Source organism: Chloroflexota bacterium, from assembly GCA_023475225.1.
GTDB lineage: Bacteria > Chloroflexota > UBA6077 > FW602-bin22 > JAMCVK01 > JAMCVK01.
Window position 1 is genome coordinate 18,731 of the sequence record JAMCVK010000048.1, and the last position, 22,062, is coordinate 40,792.

A 22,062-nucleotide genomic window follows, 5' to 3' on the forward strand; every position below is an offset into this window, starting at 1 on the left:
TACTTCGCTAAAGAATTGGGCCAACGATCAATCACCTCACCCAATCCCTCTAATCGCAGTATACCACATCAGCCTTGCTGCTCATATGGGTCTTATACCGGAGGCAAATGATTCCTCTTTACCTGTACCATCTCCTTGGAGGGCAAAGTAACTACAAGGGGTTCCGGATAGACCTGGCGGGTCAAGCGCGTTGACCCTGGATAGAATGGTAATTATAATGGAGGTGTCTTAACTCTGAATGCCTGTAATCTAAGCGGGGAGACTGGGCATGGGAGCTCTAACACGGTTTGAGGAGTTCATCGAAAATTTGATGGAGGGCTCCTTTGCGCGCATGCTGAAGAGTCACTTGCAACCGGTGGAGCTGGCCAAGCGGCTGGCCCGGGCAATGGAGGCAGAGCGAACCATCGGTGCTGGTAAAACCTTCGTCCCCAACGAATATGAAATTCTACTTTGCCCAGAAGACTTCAGATCGTACCAGTCAATACAGCATTCGATGGAAAGGGAGTTGTCCGATTATCTTAAGGAGGTAGCCGGAGAAAGAAACTTCACTATCATCGGCCAGCTCACGGTGAAGATACAACCTGATGTCGGATTGGGACACTCTCAGATCCGCGTCATAACTAGAATGATTGATCCAGTCAGCGATCAGTCAGCTACTAAAGAATTGGCGGTTCGGCTCGACCAGACACAGCGGTTGCCATCCATCCCAGTTAAAGATCTCACCAAGCCCATACCTCTAAAGGCAGTGCTCGTTATCGCCTCAGGCAGTGCCAAGGGCATCCATCTCCCTATCGACAAACCTACGGTTACTATTGGACGAGGACTCGATAACAACCTTACCCTCGAGGACCAGCGGGTTTCCCGCTACCACGCTGAGATCAGAGCTAAAGCCGGTCGATTCACACTACACGATTTGCAGAGCACCAACGGCACCTACACTAATGGGCAGCGTATCAAAGAGACCATTTTAGCCGATGGTGACCACCTTCGCCTGGGTGATACAGAGTTGGTCTTTCATCTCGCCTTGAAGGACGATGAAGGTTGAATACCGAAATAGGGCTTTTCCTCCTTCGCCTCGGCTTTATGTTAACTTTATACCTTTTCCTTCTTATTTTAATATTACTGATCCTACGTGATCTACGTGCTGCCTCCCTGACTGAGGCAACCGAAGCGAGCTCCGCCCTTGGGCAATTGGCAGTGATTGAGGGGAATGAGAGTAACCTATCCACCGGACAGGTTTTTCATCTGCGACCGGTGACGAGCATCGGACGAGATCCCAATAATGTGATCGTGCTGGCTGATAGTTTCGTCTCTGGCCAGCATGCCCTGCTCGCTCAGCATAACGAAGCGTGGTGGTTGGCAGACCTGGGCAGTACGAATGGCACATTTGTAAATCGACAGCGCATTCAGGAGAAGGTACAACTAAAAGCGGGCGATATTGTCCAAATAGGACGGGTAATCCTGAAATTCACCGAATAGGAGGACTTACTCCTAACCTTCAATTCAGGAGGTAAGAGGATATGGAGAGCGTTTCCATCGCCGTTATCGGCGGCAGTGGGCTATATCAAATGGGGGAACTAACGGATATTGAAGAGGCATACCTCTCAACACCATTCGGTGAGCCAAGCGATGCTATAACCATCGGCACCATCATGGGGAAAAGGATAGCCTTTTTACCTCGTCACGGCCGAGGACACTATATCAGTCCAACGAACCTAAATGCTCGGGCCAACATCTACGCCTTAAAGTTACTGGGGGTAGAACAAATCATCTCTGTGAGCGCCGTTGGGAGCATGAAGGAAGAGATCGCACCGCTTGATATCGTCATACCAGACCAGCTCTTTGACCGAACAAAAACACGCCTTAATACCTTCTTTGATTCCAGCATCGTCGTGCATATCGGCTTCGCTGAACCATTTTGCCCCGTATTGAGCAACACCCTCTACGCCGCTGCTGTAGATAATGGGGCAACTGTGCACAAAGGGGGTACCCTTCTTTGCATCGAAGGGCCCCAATTTTCGACTAAGGCCGAGTCACGCATCTATCGCCAGTGGGGCATAGATATCATCGGAATGACTGCTATTCCGGAGGCCAAGCTGGCACGTGAGGCAGAGATCTGCTACGCTACCCTCGCCATGGTAACCGACTACGATGTTTGGCACGAAACCGAGGCTCCAGTCACCATTGAAATGGTCGTAGAAAACCTAGGACGCAATGCTGCGATGGCCCAACGCATAATCAAATCCGTTGTACCCTTCCTGTCAAGAGAACGGAAATGCCCCTGTGCCAGCGCTTTGGAAAATACCATAATAACCCAGCGAGATAGGATTCCAGCCAAATTAAGGGAGGACCTCAAGCCCCTCTTGGGTAAGTATTTTTAATTCCATGCTTAGGGCTCTATGTTTAAGGGAATTCAGCCTACTGCTTGCTGCATACGTTGTCCTGGCTTTCGGACTGGCTAACGTAGCCCTGGTTCGCCACAAAGGACTAGCTAGCGGAGACTTCTTGCCTATGATAACGTTTGTAGGGCTGTTCCTTGGCCTGTGGATTTGGCTGACTCTACGTTGCTTTCACGGTGATCAACTCTTATTACCCATCGTGGCTATGCTCTGCGCCTTAGGATTGACTATAGTCTCGCGCTTAGAGCCCAACCTTTTGCTAAAACAAGTCATCTGGATCGCGTCAGGGATAGGTATTATGAGTGGGGTGATAGCTTTTCCTAGAGATCTCCTCTGGCTTAAGCGCTATAAATACACCTGGGCCATCTTAGGCCTGTTTCTTGTCGCTTTGACCCTTCTCCTGGGCACAGATCCCAGCCACACGGGAACACGACTTTGGTTTAGCTTCGCCGGAATATATTTCCAGCCGTCGGAGATCCTAAAGGTGCTGTTAGTCATTTTTCTGGCTGCCTATCTCGATGATAAGCGCGAACTACTAGCCTTTGATGTCTACCGAATAGGATTTCTACGTTTACCTCCCTTACCCTATTTGGGACCTCTCCTGACTATGTGGGGACTCTCGATCATCCTACTCGTCGGCCAGAAAGACTTGGGGGCGACCTTCCTCTTGTTTGGCATTTTCCTGGCTATGCTCTACGTTGCCAGTTCGAGAGGAACCTACGTCTGGGGTGGGCTAATTCTTTTCTTGATAGCTGCCTATATCGCCTATCACCTCTCTCCTCACGTACAAGGTCGCGTTGATATTTGGCTGAACCCCTGGAGAGATCCCGGGGGAGCCTCGTATCAAGTGGTGCAATCGCTGGTAGCCTTCGCTAGCGGCGGCCTCTTTGGAGTAGGGCTAAATTGGGGGCACCCCGATATCATTCCCGCCGTTCACACCGATTTCCCCCTCGCTGCTATCGGTGAGGAGCTCGGCCTGAGCGGCACTATAGCAATAGTCTCTCTTTACCTTCTCTTGATCTATCGTGGTTTCCGCACGGCGTTGAGCTCCCCGCACAGCTTTGACCAACTATTGGCCGCAGGACTTACCACCATCATTGCCATCCAATCCCTGGTGATCATCAGTGGTAACCTTGGGCTGCTCCCCTTGACCGGGATCACACTTCCCTTCGTTAGCTACGGTGGTAGTAGTATGGTGGCCAACTTTATCGTTATCGGGCTACTTTTACGTATTTCGCACGAGTCAAAGGGACAATGAAGCAGAATATCAGAGGATTGGCACTGCTATTCGTACTCTTTTTCACCATAGTCGGTCTAGACCTGGGCTACTGGCAGGTGATTAGGGCCGCAGAACTGACAAACAATATAGAAATAAACCGCTATCGCCTATTGGAAGGGGAGAAACAGACCAAGCGTGGCCGCATCCTGGACCGAAATGGGATTGAGTTAGCTAAGACCGAGCTCACCCCCGAAGGAGCAAGGCGCATCTATCCCCAACCCTGGCTGGTTCACGTGACAGGCTATCACTCGTTCCGCTATGGTGATTCTAATATAGAGAAGAGTTTCGACAAATACCTGCGGGGAGCAACAGGTCTGGATCTCACCACCTCCCTCAAAAACGACCTTTTCCATCGTCCAACCACTGGATCAGATGTCGTCTTGACCATCGATAGCAGGCTACAAAAAATAGCCGAGGCTGCTCTAGGGCAACGAAAAGGGGCAATTGTTGCTCTTGACCCTCGCTCGGGCGCGATTTTGGCCCTGGCCAGTCACCCCTACTTCGATCCCAATACTCTGGAACACGATTGGTCTAAGTTGCGAGAAGATCCGGATCAGCCTCTTCTAAACAGGGCTACTCAGGGGCTTTATACCCCAGGTTCTACATTTAAAACAGTGACCCTATCAGCCGCTCTCGAGACAGGCACAGTAAAGCCATCAGATACTTTCACCGATGCCACTGGGGTCTTTATCGTCGACGGCTTCCCCATCCGTGATGACAATCACCCCGGAATAACGAGATTTGACCTGTTCCATGCCTATGCTTACTCCTGCAATGTGTCTTTCGCTCGGATCGGTTTGGCTCTCGGCGCTGACCGTCTCAGCGCTTATGCTCGTGCTTTCGGTTTTGGGTCCATAATTCCTCTGGAGATACCTACCGCAGCCAGCCAGATCATGAGCACGCCCGACTTCTTACGGAGCAGACCCGCCCTAGCCTCCACCGCTTTTGGACAAGGACAATTGCAAGCGACACCTCTGGAGATGGCCTTGATAGCAGCTACGATAGCCAATGGCGGCTTGACACCTCAGCCCTACCTGGTAGCCCGGGTGCAAAGTCCTGATGGACGCATATTATATACAGCTAATCCGAAAACGTGGCGAAAGGTGATAAGTGAACAGACCGCTGAGGCGGTAAAGCAAGCGATGATTATCAGCGTAGAGGAGGGATGGGCCAAGCCAGCGCGCATTCCTGATGTAGCAGTAGCCGGCAAAACCGGTTCAGCTGAGGTCATACCAGGTTTACCTACGCACGCCTGGTTTATTGGCTTCGCCCCCGCTGATAAGCCCCAAATTGCTGTGGCTGTTATCAAAGAGTATGCCGGTGGGGGATCCACCGAGGCCACCCCCTCAGGACGGCAGGTGATCGAAGCTGCCCTAAAAATAATGCGCTAATAAGAAATTTCAGAAAAGCGTCTCACCAACACTACTTTCATGTTACAATAGGTGATGTTCTCCATGGGCTACGGTCCAGATCAGTGGCAACAGGTGTAGCCTCATGCAATCGAAAACCAGCCAAGCAAGTATGGGCAATAGAAACCGGTTATTGTCACTCCTCCTTATAGTAGCAGCCCTCGGGCTCCTTTCCGGGTTGCTCGTCGGCGCGAGGAGCTGTCGCTCATTGGTCAGCCAGACTGTAGATGAAGATACCTACTTGACCCTGGTGAGCACTCTGTTTAGCAAAGGAGCGAGTCGCAGTCTGATCGTTGATCGGTTGACCCCCCTTGGCCGAGCTGCGGCCGTCCCCCATATTCTGGAGCTGGCCGAGCGCTACAGCCGCTCAGATGATATTAGGCAACAACGCCAGGCAGAGGGTTTGCATCAACTGGCCGCAACTATCGGTGGGGTGGGGTTGGTAACCCCGACCTCGCCGCGACGCGCCGAAGCTAGCCCGACACCGAGAGTCCTTGCCCCAACCGCTTCGCCAACCCCAATAGCTGCCACGCCAACTGTGGTCTTCGCCTCACCGACGCCACCCGCCATAAGTGGATCAGGTGTGATAAGAACGGCCACTGGCGAAGCGGCTAACCTGCGCACTCAACCGACGACCAAAGCCCCGATTTTGGGCATCATCCCAAATGGTCAAAAAGTAGAGGTATTGCAGATCGTCGCTGGAGAAGCGATAGACTCAGTCGAGAACCGTTGGTATCAGGTGAAATATAAGGACTCGTTTGGTTATGTATATTTCAAGTTACTCGCGCCTGGAGAATAAGCTGTGGAGAGTTGGCCAAGGTGGGGTCTTTCCAATGGTAGACAAGCGATAGTACTATCTTCGATCGTTTTCTCTTTGAGCTTCGTTCTTGGCTTCCTAATCGTTGCCTTGTGGCCAGCTCCAGCTCCACAGGGATACCTCAACGAGGAATACATTGTCCTAGTCAGTAACCTCTACGACCAAGAGAAGGACATAGGACTTGCCAGAGAGCGCTTAGCCGTCCTCGGTGAAAAGGATATGGCCGGCGCAGTCGCTGCCCTGGCGAACGTTTACCCGCAACTCTATCCTCAAAAAACAGCTGATGCAGCGAGCCTCCACCAATTGGCAGCAGCCCTTACACAGACAAACCTTGCCCCTACAAGTGCTGCTGGGGAGAGGGATGTTAGCCAAGAGAAGGAGAGCGCCCTAAGATCTGATCCGCTATCAGCCCTGATCCGAGCGATTATGCTCTTTGCCCTGATGTGCGCCTTAGTTATCACGGCCATTTTGAGCTTCAGGTCTCTCGGCGACAGGCGACCGCTGGCTGTAGGCAGCAGCCTCTTGGCGAAGTTCGTTGGGAGTCGTGAGTCCCGTTCCTTCTTCGGTGGGACTCGAAAGCGCCAGGGGAAACCGTGGGGTGACCGGGCGGAACAGCCGTTGTCAGAAGAGAGTGGGATCAAACTTGAGAGGAGTGCGCCCGCAACACGCATAGCTACCCGCCTTCGAACCGGCCCATTGCCCCAATCAAGGCCAGAAAAAATTCTCTCATTTCAATCACACTATGAGATGGGAGAAGACCCCTACGATGAGATTCACCCCGTCATCGACCGCTTATCAGGAAGGGTGATTGGGGCCTGTGGTCTAAGCTCAGCCGCAAAATTCGGCCGCTCCAGTCCCGGACGCTACTACGCCTTCACCGCCTGGGCGCACGATTATTTAAGCGGAGAATCCCTGAAGAGTATTGCCCTGGTCAGTCGCTGGCTGCAGAGTGAGAAGCCGCATATCTTCTCTGCCTGGATAGAGAAGAGTTCTGTTGATCAGGTTATACCTGTCCAAGAAAAAGCAACGGCTACCCTTGAAACGGCCAACCTTAGAATTGATTTGACCATCTTAGAGGCTACATATGAGAGCAACGAGGATCAAACAGAGACCTGCTTCTCCAGATTGGTCGTCAAGTTTGACACAAAGATCAAGCAGCCTCTTCCCCGAGAAGGCTCATCTTAGACCTCCAGCATGATAGTGACCGGACCATCATTAAGGATTTTGACCAGCATTGACGCCTGGAACCGGCCACTTGCGACCCTGAGACCAGTTTCCTGGAGAAACTCGCTTACCCGTTGTACCAGATGTTTGGCTAACCCAGCAGGAGCCGCCTCGGTGAAGCTGGGACGGTGCCCCTTTTTGGTATCGGCATAAAGGGTGAACTGGGAGATAACTAGCACCTCAGCAGATACGTCCAGGGCAGAGAGGTTGAACTTGCTGGAGGCGTCGGGGAAAATCCGCAGATGGGATATTTTCTCAGCCAATTTCTTGGCCGTAGCCTCAGTGTCAGTGTGCCCAATACCAAGGAGAACTACCAGACCGGGACCGATCTGGGATACCACTTTTCCATCAACGGTAACCGAAGCCTCACGAACGCGCTGAATTAGGGCCCGCACCTACTTGTCGTCCTTCTCCACCGCCGCCTTCGCTTCACTCTTATCCCCACCCAATCTATCACCCTTACCATTATCGCTCGGCGTTGATGCACCGACACGATTATCCGTCGTATAGAAGCCGGAACCCTTGAAAACGATGCCCACGGGGTGCAATACCCGCCGAGTATACCCACTGCATTCAGGGCATCTTCTTATCGGCTCATCTTGCACGGACTGCTTAGTCTCAAAATGAATGCCGCAAGAGAGACATTCATACTCGTAGATAGGCATAGTTTTCTCCCTCCATAGAATCCTTAATGTTTGAAATGGCGTCGGCCGGTGAAGACCATTGCCATGTGCTGTCTATTCACGACACGAACGATATCGTCATCGCGAATCGAGCCTCCGGGCTGAATGATAGCAGTAACCCCTGCAGCGGCAGCGATTTCCACACCATCCGGTTTGGGAAAGAAGGCGTCAGAGGCAAGGACGCTACCTACACTGCGACTCCCAGCTTTACGCACAGCTATCTCGACGCTATCTACCCGACTCATCTGTCCTGCTCCTACCCCCACCAATGCCAGCCGTTTAGCCAGGACGATGGCGTTAGACTGCACGTGCTTCACGGCACGCCAGGCAAAGAGTAGATCCATAAGTTCAGCTAAGGATGGCTCGCGTTCACTAACCACATCCAAAGTGATATCATCTTCCCGCACCTCATCCCGCGTCTGAACCAGGAAACCACCACTGACCCGCTTGAAGTCAAACTGGGTCCAAGAACAGGGCCTACGCTCCCTGATTTCGAGGGCGGCGAAATCTGCCTGGGTGATGCGCAGGTCCTTTTTCTGCTTCAGAACGGTCAGCGCCTCCTCATCGTAACCAGGAGCGATGATATCCTCATAGAATGTCTGCTGGATTTCACGAGCTGTAGCCACGTCTACGACACGATTCGCTCCAATAGCGCCACCGAAGGCAGAAATGGGATCTCCGGCATGAGCACGTTGATAAGTATCAAGGAGCTCTTGTCCACAGGCTAGCCCGCAGGGGTTACCGTGCTTGATGATGGCCACGGCCGTGGTACTGTACTCACGCACACAATTGAGTGCAGCATCCACATCTAAAAGGTTGCAAAAGGACATCGCCTTACCGTGGAGTTGAGAAAGACCAGCAACACTAGCCAGGTGATGATAACGTGGACTATCAGCATAAAGGGCAGCCTGTTGATGAGGATTCTCGCCATAGCGCAGATCCTGGATCTTTTCTAAGGCGATAGTTAGAGTGGGATGGAACAGAGGATCGGCCGGCCGCAAGTAATCAGCGATATGCGCGTCGTAAGCCGCTGTATACTGGAACGCCTTGGCGGCCAAGGAGAGGCGAGTCTGCTCGCCGACATTCCCTCCCTCCTTGAGCTCCTTCAGGACCAGGGTATAATCAGCAGAGTCAACAAGAACTACGACATCCTTGAAATTCTTGGCTGCGGCCCGGATAAGCGTTGGCCCGCCAATATCAATGTTCTCCAACGCCTCGGCCAGGCTTACCCCAGGACGCTCGACCGTCTCTGCGAAAGGATAAAGATTTACGACAATCATATCAATTGCGGCGAAACCGTGCTCTACCAGTTGAGCCATATGTCTGGCTGAACCGCGTTCGGCTAGGATACCACCATGGATAGCTGGATGTAGTGTCTTAACACGCCCATCCAGTATCTCTGGAAAACCGGTCAGATCGCTTACGCTGTGCACAGTGATGTCAGCCGCGGCGAGCATAGCCATAGTGCCCCCAGTAGCGTAAATCTGCCACCCTATTTCCTGTAACTCCTTGGCGAACTCAACGATTCCACTCTTATTTGAGACGCTGATGATTACTTTCAATATACTTCTCCCTATACCATCTTTCTCAAGTAACCCTACAATGAGGCCAAGGGCTGGTGCATTATTGTCCAACGACCTATGTCGCGATCACTTGAAAAACTTTATGCCTCGACGGAGGGAAGATTCTTCCTTATAACCTCGAGCCTTTCTAAGGCCAGGCCAGCGCCTATGGCCACACAAGCAATGGGATTGTCAGCGATATAGGCTGGGACTCCTGTCTCCTTCGTGATCAAACGATCGATACCCCGAAGTAATGAACCCCCTCCAGTCAGTACTAGCCCTCTGTCGATGACGTCGGAGGACAACTCCGGTGGAGTCTTTGCCAATACGCTTTTGATAGCGTCTATGATGGCCTCTAATGGTTCGGATATGGCCTCCCTGATCTCGCCCGAGTTTACCACGATGGTCTTAGGCAGACCAGCCACCTGATCTCGACCACGCACCTCCATTGTTAGTTCTGATTCTAAAGGAAGAGCGCTGCCTATTTGGATCTTTATCTCCTCAGCCATTCGCTCGCCTATCATCAAATTGTACTTGCGCCTCTTTCGTCCAGAAGTGATGGTTTCCATTTTGTTCCCGGCCACACGTACGGAGGAGCTAACAACGATGCCATTAAGCGAGATCACGGCCGCCTCCGCTGTGCCGCCACCGATGTCAACCACCATGTTGCCATTGGGAAGATGAATCGGTATATTAGCGCCGATAGCAGCGGCAAGTGGCTCCTCGATGAGATAAGCTACCTTGGCTCCAGCCTGGAGCGTGGCATCATGAACAGCGCGCTGCTCAACGCTCGTCACTCCAGCCGGGATGCAAACCATCACTTCTGGACGAAAGAGGCGCAGCTTCCCACAGACTTTACCGATAAAGTAACGTAACATCGCCTCGGTAACCACATAGTCAGCGATAACGCCATCACGCATAGGACGACTAACCGTGATGCTCCCTGGTGTACGGCCCAACATCGCCTTGGCGGCTTCTCCAACAGCCATGATACGGTTATCGGTATTGGAGATGGCCACAACGGAGGGTTCATTCAGGACGACACCTTTGCCCCTCACATAAACAAGCACTGTAGCGGTGCCCAAATCGATACCAATCTGTTTAGAAAACATAAACGTCTCCCAACCACTGGCCCTTATTTTGTGGACGAAAAATCAGTCTAATATTATATATTTTATGTGCAGCATATTCCCCATTATACCCTCTGAATTTGGGCCCCGAGGACATTAAGCTTTTCATCAATCCTCTCGTATCCACGATCCACGTGATCGGCCTCAAGGATCTCTGTTTTTCCCTCGGCCACTAACCCAGCCAGAATCAGGGCCGCGCCCGAACGTATATCCAAGGCTTGCACAGTTGTCCCTTTAAGCAGTGTCGGTCCTTTGATCGTCGCCCGTTGTCCCTCCACTGTGATCTCCGCCCCCATCTTACGCAATTGGCTGGCGTACTGAAGACGGTCATCAAAAACCCTCTCATGGATAAAACTAGTGCCCTTAGCCTGGGTAAGCAATACGGCAAATAGCGCTTGTAAATCGGTAGGAAATCCTGGATAGTGCAGCGTCTGAACCTCGACTGCTTCGCGATGTCCAGTGCCCCTGACCAGGTAGGTATCCTCACCCTCTTCTACAGTGATACCAACCTCCCTCAGCTTGTGGGTAAGTGGGTCTAGGTGTGAAACGTCAACATCACGGAGCAATACCTCGCCATAGGTGAGGGCCGCCGCGATCGCAAAAGTACCTGCCTCTAATCTGTCTGGTATCATGCGATAATGTGCACCGTGCAGGCGCCCAACCCCCTCCACCTTGGCCAGATAACTCCCCGCTCCCTCAACCTTGGCTCCCATAGCTTTGAGACAGTCGGCCAGGGCGACAACCTCAGGTTCCACACAAGCGTTCTTAATGATAGTCTTCCCCTTTGCCAGACTAGCGGCCATAAGCAGATTCTCCGTCCCTGTGTGACTGGGATAATCGAGATACAAACTGGTACCACCCAATGACTTTGCTTTGAATAGATAATTCCCATCAACATAATCGATACTAGCACCCATGGCGGCGAAGCCCTTCACATCCACATTTTTGGGACGAACACCAATGGCACAACCACCTGGATGGGGTGCCATTGATCGTCCGAAGCGGGCCAGTAATGGCCCTGTAACCAAAAATGAGGCCCGCATCTTTGTAACTAGATCAGCCGGAGCTGTGCACTCCTGGACATTCCTAGCACAGATCTTCACCCGGTGCTCAGCTACATCGAATTCAACCGCGCAGCCAAGCCTGGCCAACAATTCTAACATCGTCTGTACATCACCAATACAGGGTACGTTCTCAAACACACACTCCTCATCAGTTAAGAGCGCTGCGGCCAAAATCGGCAGCGCTGCATTCTTGGAGCCACTAACAGACACCTCCCCTGCCAAACGGCACCGTCCGCTAACCAACATCCTTCCCATCTCTGTCATCCCCCCAATAGGTAGCCTGCTCAGAATTAGTTCTATCCGGGATCTTTTCACTGCCTTTATAGCTGGATTCATCCAGATATAAAGGCGCCCCTCTCAGACTCCTACCGTTGGCGCTTCCGCCGGCGCTCAGCTATCTTTAGGCGTATAAGAGAGCGCCGCAGGGCTGCCTCAGATTGAGCTATATCCTGCGCACTTCTCTTCTCAGCCAGGACCGCCAAGGCGCGTTGTCGAGCCGCTTCCGCCCTGGCCACATCAATTTCCTCAGCTCGTTCAGCGGTATCGGCCAGGATGATCACCTTATCCTGGCGCACCTCCATAAACCCACCGCTGACGGCCATCAGAACCTCCTCATCACCCTTCCTCACCCGCAGCTCGCCAGTTTGGAGTGCAGTGAGAAGGGGCGCATGATGGGGCAAGATACCCAACTGCCCCTCTACACCTGGAGCAATGACTGCATCCACCTCATCACTGAAGACTAGGCGTTCAGCTGTGACTATCTCTAGCTTTATCTTAGCCACGGACTTATCTCATCTTTTGCGCTTGCTCCAGGGCCTCACCGATCGTGCCAACCATATAGAAGGCTTGCTCTGGTAAGTCGTCATGTTCACCCGCCAGGATCTCTTTGAAACCGCGAATAGTCTCTTTCAAGGGAACATATTTACCTGTCCGACCCGTGAATGCCTCGGCGACAAACATCGGTTGTGAGAGAAAACGCTGGATCTTACGGGCACGGGCGACGGTCAGCTTATCCTCTTCAGAGAGTTCATCGATGCCCAAGATGGCAATGATATCCTGAAGATCCTTATAACGTTGCAACACCCGCTGGACGCCACGTGCTACTTCATAGTGTTCCTCTCCGACGATGCGCGGCTCAAGGATGCGTGAACTGGAGGCCAGAGGATCCACCGCTGGGTAAAGCCCCAGCTCAGCGATACCCCGATCGAGCGAAACGATGGCATCCAGGTGAGCGAAGGTTGTCGCTACGGCCGGATCCGTATAATCATCAGCCGGCACGTAGATGGCCTGGACGGAGGTGATCGAACCCCTCTTCGTCGAAGTGATCCGTTCTTGCAACTCCCCCATTTCTGTGGCCAGGGTGGGCTGGTAACCCACAGCTGAGGGCATACGTCCGAGGAGCGCAGAGACCTCACAACCAGCCAGGGTGAAGCGGAAGATGTTATCGATGAACAGGAGGATATCGCTTCCCTCCTCATCGCGAAAGTATTCGGCCATCGCTAACCCAGCCAATCCGACGCGCAAACGGGCACCTGGGGGCTCATTCATTTGCCCAAAAACGAGAACTGTTTTCCCGAGGACACCAGATTCTTTCATCTCCAGCCAGAGGTCATTCCCCTCACGAGATCTTTCACCAACGCCGGCGAAGACGCTGAAACCTCCGTGTTCGGTAGCTATATTACGAATCATCTCTTGGATGATGACCGTCTTACCCACGCCGGCTCCGCCATAGATGCCTATCTTGCCGCCTTTAGTAAAAGTGGCCACCAAGTCGATGACCTTGAGGCCGGTCTCAAACACCTGCGCCCTCGTTTCTTGCTCTTCGAAAGGCGGAGGAGATCGATGTATTGGATAGTGCTTCTCCGTCTCCACTGTACCAAGTTCATCAATCGGTTCGCCTAGAAGATTAAAGAGACGTCCTAGGGTCGCCCGGCCAACAGGCACGGTTATAGGCTTCCCTGTATCCAGCACCTCTACACCACGCCGTAGCCCGTCGGTGCTAGACATCGCAATGCAGCGTACCCAATTGTTCCCTAAATGCTGTTCGGCCTCTATAACTAACTTGGAGCCGTCTTTGGACACTTCCAAAGCATTATATATTTCAGGTAATTGGCCCGGCGGGAACTCTACATCCACTACTGGACCAACGATCCTTATTACTTTACCTACAGCCACTAGCTCCTCCCTATTCAACTACTGCATCAGAACGAAATCGCTCACCCCCTCTATATGTGAGGTAGCGAGGCCGCTCTTAGGCTAGCGAAGGGCTTCCGCCCCAGACACTATCTCTATGATCTCTTTAGTTATGGTTGCCTGGCGAGTGCGATTATAAATAAGCGTCAATTCTGCAACCATCTCGTGGGCATTCTCAGTTGCGTTGCGCATAGCCACCATTCTGGCACTATGCTCACTAGCGATAGCCTCCAGAACAGCCTGATACACCTGCACCTCCACAAAGCGCGGTAGCAAATGAGCCAAAACTGCCTGTGGATCAGGCTCATAAATATATTCTAAATAACGCCTCTCAATTTTTGGGGATGGCTCGATGGGCAGAATCTGGCGCGTCACCGGCCGCTGGATGAGGGTGGATACAAACTGTGTATAGAACAGCTGCACCTCATCAAACTCACCAGCCACGAATCCTTCGATGATAAGAGAAGCGATAGGGCGAGTATCGACCAGTGTGGGGCGATCACCAAGTTGACTGAAATCAGCGATGATGCTCTGCCCGTGCCGGGCCATCCAGTCTCGTCCCTTACGGCCGACAGTGACCAGGTCAACAGGCCTCTCCCGTTCAAGCAGATAGCTGGCCACCTGGCGAATGATATTACTGTTCAGACCGCCACAAAGGCCTCGATTAGAGGTAATCATAATGAGTGCGGCACGATTAATGGGACGCCTTTGAAGCAGCGGATGTGGGGCTTCCTCCTCAGGAGTTACGCTGGCCACATGCGATAATAACTCATACATCTTCTCAGAGTAAGGGCGTGAGGCAAGCACCATAGCCTGAGCTCGCCGCATCTTTGAAGCAGCAACCAGCTCCATAGCCCTCGTTATCTGGGCCGTATTCTTAACGCTCCGAATGCGACGTCGAATCTGTCGTATGGTGGCCAACGCTTCCCCCTGTAACTAGTAAGTAAAGCCCTGTTTGAACTCAATGATAGCTGCTTTCAGACGTTCAATCGTCTGGTCGCTCAGGTCTCTGGTCTCGGCGATATCCTGGCCGATCTCAGGGTGAGTAGCGTCTAAATAACGGAAAAGTTCCGCTTCAAACTTCTTGACCTGCTCCAAGGGAATATCGTCAAGATAACCATTAGTGACGGCGAAGATGATCATCACCTGTTTCTCTAAAGGTAAGGGATTATGGAGAGGTTGTTTGAAGATCTCCTGGATCCTCGCTCCACGGTCAAGTTGGTCCTTTGTAGCCTTATCAAGCTCAGTACTAAATTGGGCAAAGGCAGCCAGCTCGCGATATTGGGCAAAATCCAGTTTAAGTCTCCCTGCTACGTTCCTCACCGCTTTGGTCTGAGCCTTGCCCCCGACCCGAGAGACTGACAGACCCACATTCAGGGCCGGACGAATGCCAGCGTAGAAAAGGTCTGACTCCAAATATATTTGGCCATCAGTGATGGAGATAACGTTAGTGGGAATGTATGCCGACACATCATTGGCCTGGGTCTCGATGATGGGCAAGGCAGTCATACTGCCACCGCCATACTCCTTACTTAGTTTAGCTGCCCGCTCAAGCAGGCGTGAGTGCAGGTAGAAGATGTCACCAGGATAGGCTTCCCGTCCAGGTGGACGCCGCAGCAGCAGAGATATCTGACGATAAGCCCAAGCATGCTTGGATAGATCATCGTAGACGATTAAGGCGTCACCCCCCTGTTCCATTACCTCCTCAGCTATCGCACAACCAGCGTAAGGAGCCAGGTACTGCAAGGCTGCTGGGTCGCTCGCTGCTGCGGAGACGACCACCGTGTGATCCATAGCACCGTATTCCTCCAAAGTAGCCACCACTTGAGCAACGTTTGAAATCTTCTGACCGATGGCTACATAAACGCAAAATACACCGCCTTTCCTCTGGTTGATGATGGTATCGATGGCAATGGCACTTTTACCTGTTTGCCGATCACCGATGATCAATTCACGCTGTCCCCGGCCAATAGGAATCATCGAGTCGATGGCTTTAATTCCGCTTAGCAAAGGCACGCTGACAGGCTCCCGCATAACTACGTTGGGGGCGATTCGTTCTATGGGACGCGTCTTCTTAGCCATAAGCGGGCCTTTGCTATCGATAGGTTCGCCCAAGGGATCCACCACCCGGCCATAGAGCTCCTCACCTACAGGTACCTCAGCGATGCGCCCTGTACAGCGCACCTCTTCTCCCTCCCGGATATCCACATCGGGGCCCAAGATGATCGCCCCGACCATTTCCTCCTCCAGGTTCAAGGCAAGTCCCATCACCCCATTCTGAAACTCAATGAGCTCGCTGGCCATCACTCCCGATAATCCATAAATGCGCGCGATTCCATCACCGACCTCAACGACTGTTCCGACATTGACCGCCGTTACAGTCTCGGCGAAGCTCTCGATCTGCCGTTTTAATATAGAACTGATCTCCTCTGCCCTGATTACCATAACACTTAACGCTCCCCTCAAGAGGTCTACTCTAAACCAGTTTTGCAGTAGGCTGATAATTACTTAACTCAGCTGTTTCCTTAAGGACTCCAATCTCCCCACCACGCTGCCATCGAGCAAGCGATCCCCAATCTTAGCAATGATTCCACCGATAATACCTGGATCGACCGTGCAGCTAAGGACTATTTGCTTGCCGGTCAGCTCGCTCAACGAGCGGGCTACCGCAGCAGCCATCGTCTCACTGAGAGGTATCGCCGTCGTGACCTGAGCTATTTCCAGACCTCGTTGTTGGTTAATCAGACGCTGAAACTCTTCAACGATCACCTCTATCTCCCCAATCCTCCGTTTCTCAAAGAGGAGATAAACGAAGTTGCGCCTCGTCTGTTCCAGTCCTGGCAGGGCTGTATCAACCACTTCCTTTTTCTCAGTAAAGGATACTTCTGGGTTAGCCAGGAAAGAACCGATCTCCGCATCTCGCAAGAGATTGCAGATAGTCTGTAGATCGGCCAACCACTTATCGAAGTCGCCCTTCTCCAAGGCCAGGTCAAAAATCGCCCGGGCGTACCGCCGCCCCACAGTTCCTACACGCATCGGTTTTTATCCCCAAAGCCGGTATAATGAACCAGTTTCTCAGCATATTCTGATGCGCACAGCACACAAACCTAACTGAGATGTAACTCTTCGGTCTCAGCTAAGACCTCTTCGATCAGCTGCGCATGGGTGGAGGTGTCCAGTGTGCGTCTCACCACCTTGCTTGCAGCCAGGATAGCGAGATCAGCGATCTGAGCATGCAAGTCAACGATCGCTTTCTGTCTTTCTCTCTCGATCTGGGCTCGTGCCCTGGCCAGAAACTCCTCTGCTTGCGCCTGAGATTGAGCCTGCGCCTCACGCCTTATGCGTTCTGCTGCCTCCGTAGCTTGAGCGATGATCGCCTGCCCTTCACGGCGCGACTGCTCCATCTGAGCAGCGTGCTCTTTCTTTATACGCTCTGCCTCTTCTTTAATATGCTCCACACGCTCCATGCTCATCCTGATATGGGCTGAGCGTCTATCAAGCACCTTTAGAATAGGTTTATACAGGAAAATATAGGCCAGAGCGAGCAGCAAGACGAAATTGATAGCCTGGGCGATCAAGACTGGTGAGTCGATGCCTAAAGCCCCTAACGCCCCCAAATGGATCTCCTTCCAATATCATGCAAGATTATAGGCAGAAAGACCTCTGTCTAGGAAACAAATTTGATGATCAGAGCGACAACCAAAGCATAAATAGCGATAGCCTCGGTGAAGGCGATGCCCAGAATCATATTCAGGCGGATAGCCGGTTCTGCCTCTGGGTTTCGCCCCAGCGCCTCCATAGCCTTACCTACAAGGTGACCGATGCCCATAGCCGGACCAATCGCCCCAATGGCGATCGCCATCGCGGTGGCCAGTAACCTGATACTTTCCTTATCCACTCGGACTGTCCTCCTTCTGCCGAACGTCGGCCATTTTTTAAAAAGCGCCATCCCAGCTCAGCCTCCGCCGGCCCCCTCGTGCTGAGCCGTAGCGATGGTCAGGAAAACCAGGGTGAGCACAGCGAAGATGAACGCTTGAATGAAGCCAACAAACAGCTCCAAGGCCATAAACGGGAGGGAAGCAACCAACGGTATGAGAAAAACCATTACTGCCAGAAGCACCTCTCCCGCAAAGATATTACCAAACAAGCGGAAGCTGAAAGAGACCAGCTTAGCCAGCTCGCTGACCAACTCGAGGAGACCAACAAAGGCATTAACGACGCGGTCCATAATGCCTCGACCACCGAAGTTGATGAAACGGCTGGTATAGCGAAAGAAGCCAACCATCCGGATACCAAAATACTGGGTAGCAGCTACAGATACTATGGCTAAAGCTAGGGTCATGTTCAAGTCGGTATTAGCCGAGCGGAGAAGAGGAACGAAGGTGGCCTGGTCACGTTCGCCCACCTCCCAAAAGCCGATAGTGCCGAATCCAGGGAACAGTCCCAGCCAGTTGGAAGTAATGATAAAAAGGAAGATGGTCGCTACTAAGGGGAAGAAGCGCCGTCCATTCTCTGGGCCAGCCACGCTCTCCACTAGGTTGAGCATAGTTTCTACAACGAACTCCACTAGATTTTGCAACCCGCTCGGTACAATGCGCATATTGCGAGTTACGGCAAAAGAGAGCCCCACTAAAATGAGCATGCTTAACCAAGAGGCCAGCATAGTATTTGTCACCGGAAAGCCGTACACTATAAATACACGTTCAGCTGGTAGATGAACTTGGGCCATCCTATGAGGCATAAACAAGCCTCCGACGAAGAGGGAGGCGATAAGAAAGATCAGCATCAGTTTCTTATTACGATTTGAGACGTGCGGCACTAATCGTTCTCCCCTCTTGAGGACCGGTCACTATGGCGTCGCTTTTTATCAACGTCTCGTTCCTCAGCAGAGTAAATAGATGATACTACCAAACGATAAACGCTGAATGTTCCCACAGCTATACCAATCAAGGAACAGATTAAGGTGGCGAGAGGTGCTGTCCCCAGCTTATTATCGATCCAGATACCAGCCACCAGGCCTGAAACAATTGATAGAGACATAGATACGCCCAACTGCGTTACCAACGCCCAAGGGCGCATATCCCGTTTCACTGTTTTCCCCTATCAATTGTTATGCCCAAGTATAGCATATTTGTCTATCACGGGCAAATTGACCGCCTTAAGCCAATTAAGGGGCGATACTACCCTGCATCCGATATACGAGCCCGACTAATGCTCATGGCCCGACGTTATATCCCTCTAAAAAACACCAAAATAAAGCTTGCTATGAACGCCTGTTCGTATTATAATATTTGTAGAACTTTTGTTCTAAATACTGGCAGATAATCTATCAATCAAGAGGGTGAGGTAAAAAATGAGCACATTTACATCCCCCTTATCAACACGACAACAGCGCATACTCGACTTTATCAGGGATTTCCTTGCGGAAAATGGATATCCGCCCACCATCCGTGAGATTGGGGACGCCATCGGTATCTCTTCTACATCAGCGGTGGACTACAACCTCAATATACTTGAGCGCAAGGGCTATATTCGCCGAGACCCAGAGATATCCCGTGGGATCAGCTTTATAACCGACTCAGCCAAGCATCTCCCCTCTGCATTGATCAACGTGCCCATAGTAGGACGTATAGCCGCCGGCGAACCGATCGAAGCTCTTCCAGAGCATGCTGAACAAGTGTTGCTCACCCGTGACCTTGTCCCTGAAGGAGCCTACGCCCTCCGAGTGAAGGGCAAGTCGATGATTGAAGACCTCATTGATGACGGCGATCTTGTAGTAGTACGCCCTCAACAGACGGCCGAGAATGGCGATATCGTCGTTACCCTTTTGATGGACAGTCCCGGAGGAGAAGGACAGGCCACGTTGAAGCGCATATATTGGGAGAAAGACCGAATCCGTCTCCAGCCCGCCAACCACACTATGGCTCCGCTCTACGTCAAGCCGGATAATCTTATTGTGCAAGGTAAGGTGGTTGCTGTCATCCGGAGACTGTAGTCTCCTCCCTGAGGATAGCAGCCTCATTGCCTGGACAGATCCACGATGAGGAGGTCAAGAGCCGTAGTAGGCTCCAGCCTTCCCCTCTTTAGGAATGTGTCCACTTCAACTAGCCGTTGATAGATTCTCTCCAATTGGGGCATAGTGAACTTTCTTGCCTGATCAATAAGCTTCTTGTTAATGAAAGAGGTTAGATGTAATCGTTTTCCGATATCATCAACTGAAATGCCTGCTTGAACGAGCTCCTTTACCTGAATCAACAGCCTGAATTGGCGGGTGATCATAACGAGAAGGTACGCCGGAGCTTCGCCGTGAGCGAGAAGCTCGTGAAGCACCCGTAAAGATGTTTTTCTATCCCGCTGACCCAATGCATCCACCATCTTGAATACACTAACCCTCCTCGCATCACTGCTGAGGAGAAGAACATCATCCTCGCCGATCTCATTCATACCAGCATAGGCAATCAATTTATCAATCTCATTAGCAAGCAAGCGAAGATCATGCCCAACGAAGATGGCCAGCTGTTGGACAGCTAAGGCACTGATGCGACCCCCTTTATAACTCACCCGCTCAGTGATCCATCTGTATAACTCCTCTTCGCTTAACGGTTTAAAACGTCCAATATGCCCACCAGCTTCTTCAACCGCTTTCCATAAAGCACTGTTCCCTCCGATATCGCTTTCCTCTATGAGGACAAGGTCGGTTGTTTCGGGCATCTTGGAAATATACTCGGCGAATCCCCTCTCCAACTCGGAGCTGGTGCCGCGCCTCCTTTCCCCCCCATTGCTCGGCCCGACCCTAGTCTCGAATCGAGAGAGGAGTCCTTTAACTAAGACCAGACGCTTTTCAGCTAAGAATGGCAAAGACTCACAAGCGTCAACCAGATCAGCCAGGGAGACCTTCCGACCATCGAAGGTGGTTGTATTCAGATCAAGTAGGCTTCTATCTGAAAACCGCTGCTTGATCTGATCGATCCGTTCCCAACCAAGGGGATCATCGCGTAAGATATAGATCATTATACCGATCTCATCGCCTTAACTTGATAGCACAACCGTCTGTGTATAGCCAATAAATTTGTAGATCAACTTAGCCGCAAGGAAGGCGCAGGACTTCGGACCTTGACTTGGGCATAGCTCCACCACGTCGAAGCCGACCACCTTTCTATTCTGTGCCACAGCCTGTAAAAGCGCAAGCACCTGCCGCCAGGTGAGGCCGTCCGGTTCTGATAAACCCACGGCGGGCATAATCGATGGATCAAGTACATCTAGATCGATGGTCACATAGACGTTCTCTCCCAAGCTCGAGACCACCTTTGAGATCCAGTCGGCCGCCTGGTGAATCTCCTCCATAAAAAGGGGTTTAGCCCTACCGGCCGCCAGAAAAGCGGCTTCCTCTTTGCTTAGGCTGCGCAGACCTACCTGAACAATAGGACAGTGGGCCAGAACACGGCGCATCACTGAGGCATGGGTATAACGACTACCTAAGTATTCGTCGCGTAGATCGGCGTGGGCGTCAAGCTGGAGAACGCTCAGTGGCTGATATCGCCGACTGAGCGCCGCCACCGCTCCGATGGTGATGGTATGCTCCCCCCCGAGCATGGCGACCATTTTGTCCTGCTCGGCCAGCTCGGTGACTACCTGTTCTATCCTCTCGATCATCTGCCTGGGGCCGCCCATAAGGGGCTTCAGTTCGGGGAGAGTATGAATGCCCACTTGACCAATCTCTCTCCCCAGATCACTATCATAATGTTCTAAATCTTGAGAGGCGTCAATTATCGCTTGTGGTCCAGCGCGAGTCCCCGGCGTATTAGAGATAGTGCTGTCATAGGGCACTGGCAAGATGACAACCTTAGCCTTGTCAAAAGCGCAGTACTCAGGGGGTAGGGATGCAAAGACTCGTGGAGGATAAAAATATTCTTTCTTCACTCTATCGTGGTTGAGAGAGGCTCAAGATATTCCAATCCTCTTCTTAAGATATACCTTTCCACTTCTTGTAGGCCGAATTTTCCTTGGATGTAATTGATCATCTTCTCCGGGTCAAACTCCTTGCAAGAGAAGACGTCCATGTTGACCAGGTGACGTTCCGGGAAGGTATGGATGCTAATATGGCTCTCAGCGATCAATACAAAGCCAGAAATGCCCCCATCTTCTACTCTTGTCCCTTCATACCTGAACACATAAGGGGGCATAATCTTAGTCATCCCGATCAGACCTGGGAGCTCTTCAAGAATGTTATAGATTAAGGTTAAATCCTGTAGCTTCTGGTAGTCGCCACCGCGACCATCGAGCACGAGGTGCACTTATCCAC

Annotated in this window: 25 protein-coding genes; 8 read left to right on the top strand and 17 right to left on the bottom strand. The window is 51.9% G+C overall.

From position 1 onward, the window contains the following. The first annotated feature begins 268 nt into the window (after window positions 1-268). From M1136_12165 to M1136_12195, 7 genes are all read left to right on the top strand, one after another. A complete protein-coding gene (locus tag M1136_12165) occupies window positions 269-1,045 on the top strand; it encodes a DUF3662 and FHA domain-containing protein (GenBank protein ID MCL5076378.1) in 777 nt (258 codons plus the stop codon). Continuing rightward, window positions 1,042-1,479, top strand: coding sequence for an FHA domain-containing protein (locus M1136_12170; protein ID MCL5076379.1), 438 nt, complete (start codon window positions 1,042-1,044; stop codon window positions 1,477-1,479). Before M1136_12165 ends, M1136_12170 begins: the two co-directional genes overlap by 4 nt. Before the next feature lie 41 nt (window positions 1,480-1,520). Next, the gene (gene mtnP, locus M1136_12175) at window positions 1,521-2,381 is read left to right on the top strand and encodes an S-methyl-5'-thioadenosine phosphorylase (protein MCL5076380.1); all 861 of its coding nucleotides are present in this window, start codon (window positions 1,521-1,523) and stop codon (window positions 2,379-2,381) included. 130 nt (window positions 2,382-2,511) lie between these two features. Further along, window positions 2,512-3,657 carry an FtsW/RodA/SpoVE family cell cycle protein gene (locus M1136_12180; protein MCL5076381.1) on the top strand — a complete coding sequence of 382 codons (1,146 nt, stop codon included), beginning with the start codon at window positions 2,512-2,514 and terminating at the stop codon, window positions 3,655-3,657. After that, complete coding sequence (locus tag M1136_12185; GenBank protein MCL5076382.1) at window positions 3,654-5,069, top strand: penicillin-binding transpeptidase domain-containing protein; 1,416 nt, start codon at window positions 3,654-3,656, stop codon at window positions 5,067-5,069. The genes M1136_12180 and M1136_12185 overlap by 4 nt, the downstream gene beginning before the upstream one ends. 226 nt (window positions 5,070-5,295) lie before the next feature. Then, window positions 5,296-5,886: an SH3 domain-containing protein gene (locus tag M1136_12190; GenBank protein MCL5076383.1), complete on the top strand. Its 591-nt coding sequence runs from the start codon at window positions 5,296-5,298 to the stop codon at window positions 5,884-5,886. A gap of 3 nt (window positions 5,887-5,889) precedes the next feature. Then, window positions 5,890-7,089: a hypothetical protein gene (locus tag M1136_12195; protein MCL5076384.1), complete on the top strand. Its 1,200-nt coding sequence runs from the start codon at window positions 5,890-5,892 to the stop codon at window positions 7,087-7,089. On the opposite strand, the gene dtd is transcribed toward M1136_12195, so the two are convergent. The 14 genes from dtd to M1136_12265 form a co-directional block, all read right to left on the bottom strand. Next, window positions 7,086-7,523, bottom strand: coding sequence for a D-aminoacyl-tRNA deacylase (dtd, locus tag M1136_12200; GenBank protein MCL5076385.1), 438 nt, complete (start codon window positions 7,521-7,523; stop codon window positions 7,086-7,088). The genes M1136_12195 and dtd overlap by 4 nt on opposite strands. Further along, window positions 7,524-7,793 carry a zinc ribbon domain-containing protein gene (locus tag M1136_12205; GenBank protein MCL5076386.1) on the bottom strand — a complete coding sequence of 90 codons (270 nt, stop codon included), beginning with the start codon at window positions 7,791-7,793 and terminating at the stop codon, window positions 7,524-7,526. A 23-nt stretch (window positions 7,794-7,816) separates the two neighbouring features. Further along, window positions 7,817-9,373 carry a bifunctional phosphoribosylaminoimidazolecarboxamide formyltransferase/IMP cyclohydrolase gene (gene purH / locus M1136_12210; GenBank protein MCL5076387.1) on the bottom strand — a complete coding sequence of 519 codons (1,557 nt, stop codon included), beginning with the start codon at window positions 9,371-9,373 and terminating at the stop codon, window positions 7,817-7,819. Between the two features lie 101 nt (window positions 9,374-9,474). Then, window positions 9,475-10,485 carry a rod shape-determining protein gene (locus M1136_12215; GenBank protein ID MCL5076388.1) on the bottom strand — a complete coding sequence of 337 codons (1,011 nt, stop codon included), beginning with the start codon at window positions 10,483-10,485 and terminating at the stop codon, window positions 9,475-9,477. An 83-nt stretch (window positions 10,486-10,568) separates the two neighbouring features. Further along, entirely contained in the window at window positions 10,569-11,822 is a 1,254-nt protein-coding gene (murA, locus tag M1136_12220) for a UDP-N-acetylglucosamine 1-carboxyvinyltransferase (protein MCL5076389.1), read from the bottom strand. A gap of 110 nt (window positions 11,823-11,932) precedes the next feature. After that, a complete protein-coding gene (locus M1136_12225; GenBank protein ID MCL5076390.1) occupies window positions 11,933-12,349 on the bottom strand; it encodes a F0F1 ATP synthase subunit epsilon in 417 nt (138 codons plus the stop codon). Window positions 12,350-12,353: 4 nt separating this feature from the next. Beyond that, window positions 12,354-13,742, bottom strand: coding sequence for a F0F1 ATP synthase subunit beta (atpD, locus tag M1136_12230; GenBank protein ID MCL5076391.1), 1,389 nt, complete (start codon window positions 13,740-13,742; stop codon window positions 12,354-12,356). A gap of 81 nt (window positions 13,743-13,823) precedes the next feature. Continuing rightward, window positions 13,824-14,681, bottom strand: coding sequence for an ATP synthase F1 subunit gamma (atpG, locus tag M1136_12235; protein ID MCL5076392.1), 858 nt, complete (start codon window positions 14,679-14,681; stop codon window positions 13,824-13,826). 15 nt (window positions 14,682-14,696) lie between these two features. Continuing rightward, window positions 14,697-16,205 (bottom strand): F0F1 ATP synthase subunit alpha, encoded by a 1,509-nt coding sequence (gene atpA, locus M1136_12240; GenBank protein ID MCL5076393.1) that lies wholly within the window; start codon window positions 16,203-16,205, stop codon window positions 14,697-14,699. 63 nt (window positions 16,206-16,268) lie between these two features. Beyond that, window positions 16,269-16,796, bottom strand: coding sequence for an ATP synthase F1 subunit delta (gene atpH / locus M1136_12245; protein ID MCL5076394.1), 528 nt, complete (start codon window positions 16,794-16,796; stop codon window positions 16,269-16,271). A gap of 71 nt (window positions 16,797-16,867) precedes the next feature. After that, window positions 16,868-17,377 (bottom strand): F0F1 ATP synthase subunit B, encoded by a 510-nt coding sequence (gene atpF / locus M1136_12250; GenBank protein MCL5076395.1) that lies wholly within the window; start codon window positions 17,375-17,377, stop codon window positions 16,868-16,870. A gap of 50 nt (window positions 17,378-17,427) precedes the next feature. Continuing rightward, window positions 17,428-17,622 (bottom strand): ATP synthase F0 subunit C, encoded by a 195-nt coding sequence (gene atpE / locus M1136_12255; protein ID MCL5076396.1) that lies wholly within the window; start codon window positions 17,620-17,622, stop codon window positions 17,428-17,430. Between the two features lie 93 nt (window positions 17,623-17,715). Further along, on the bottom strand, window positions 17,716-18,579 hold the full coding sequence (gene atpB / locus M1136_12260; protein MCL5076397.1) for a F0F1 ATP synthase subunit A: 864 nt from the start codon (window positions 18,577-18,579) through the stop codon (window positions 17,716-17,718). Continuing rightward, entirely contained in the window at window positions 18,579-18,851 is a 273-nt protein-coding gene (locus tag M1136_12265) for an AtpZ/AtpI family protein (protein ID MCL5076398.1), read from the bottom strand. The genes atpB and M1136_12265 overlap by 1 nt, the downstream gene beginning before the upstream one ends. Before the next feature lie 262 nt (window positions 18,852-19,113). On the opposite strand from M1136_12265, the gene lexA reads away from it, so the two are divergent. Next, on the top strand, window positions 19,114-19,755 hold the full coding sequence (gene lexA / locus M1136_12270; protein MCL5076399.1) for a transcriptional repressor LexA: 642 nt from the start codon (window positions 19,114-19,116) through the stop codon (window positions 19,753-19,755). Between the two features lie 23 nt (window positions 19,756-19,778). Here lexA and holA read toward each other — a convergent pair whose 3' ends face one another. The 3 genes from holA to speD form a co-directional block, all read right to left on the bottom strand. Next, window positions 19,779-20,771 (bottom strand): DNA polymerase III subunit delta, encoded by a 993-nt coding sequence (gene holA / locus M1136_12275; protein MCL5076400.1) that lies wholly within the window; start codon window positions 20,769-20,771, stop codon window positions 19,779-19,781. Window positions 20,772-20,789: 18 nt separating this feature from the next. Further along, window positions 20,790-21,587 carry an agmatinase gene (gene speB / locus M1136_12280; GenBank protein MCL5076401.1) on the bottom strand — a complete coding sequence of 266 codons (798 nt, stop codon included), beginning with the start codon at window positions 21,585-21,587 and terminating at the stop codon, window positions 20,790-20,792. 89 nt (window positions 21,588-21,676) lie between these two features. Continuing rightward, the gene (gene speD, locus M1136_12285; protein ID MCL5076402.1) at window positions 21,677-22,054 is read right to left on the bottom strand and encodes an adenosylmethionine decarboxylase; all 378 of its coding nucleotides are present in this window, start codon (window positions 22,052-22,054) and stop codon (window positions 21,677-21,679) included. Window positions 22,055-22,062: the final 8 nt, after the last annotated feature.

Coding starts and splice junctions, on each gene's coding strand:
- holA (MCL5076400.1), bottom strand. CDS start 20,771: ATGATCTATATCTTACGCGATGATCCCCTTGGTTGGGAACGGATCGAT.
- atpE (MCL5076396.1), bottom strand. CDS start 17,622: ATGGCGATCGCCATTGGGGCGATTGGTCCGGCTATGGGCATCGGTCAC.
- murA (MCL5076389.1), bottom strand. CDS start 11,822: ATGGGAAGGATGTTGGTTAGCGGACGGTGCCGTTTGGCAGGGGAGGTG.
- M1136_12185 (MCL5076382.1), top strand. CDS start 3,654: ATGAAGCAGAATATCAGAGGATTGGCACTGCTATTCGTACTCTTTTTC.
- atpH (MCL5076394.1), bottom strand. CDS start 16,796: ATGCGTGTAGGAACTGTGGGGCGGCGGTACGCCCGGGCGATTTTTGAC.
- M1136_12180 (MCL5076381.1), top strand. CDS start 2,512: ATGATAACGTTTGTAGGGCTGTTCCTTGGCCTGTGGATTTGGCTGACT.
- lexA (MCL5076399.1), top strand. CDS start 19,114: ATGAGCACATTTACATCCCCCTTATCAACACGACAACAGCGCATACTC.
- mtnP (MCL5076380.1), top strand. CDS start 1,521: ATGGAGAGCGTTTCCATCGCCGTTATCGGCGGCAGTGGGCTATATCAA.
- M1136_12205 (MCL5076386.1), bottom strand. CDS start 7,793: ATGCCTATCTACGAGTATGAATGTCTCTCTTGCGGCATTCATTTTGAG.
- M1136_12165 (MCL5076378.1), top strand. CDS start 269: ATGGGAGCTCTAACACGGTTTGAGGAGTTCATCGAAAATTTGATGGAG.
- M1136_12215 (MCL5076388.1), bottom strand. CDS start 10,485: ATGTTTTCTAAACAGATTGGTATCGATTTGGGCACCGCTACAGTGCTT.
- atpA (MCL5076393.1), bottom strand. CDS start 16,205: ATGGTAATCAGGGCAGAGGAGATCAGTTCTATATTAAAACGGCAGATC.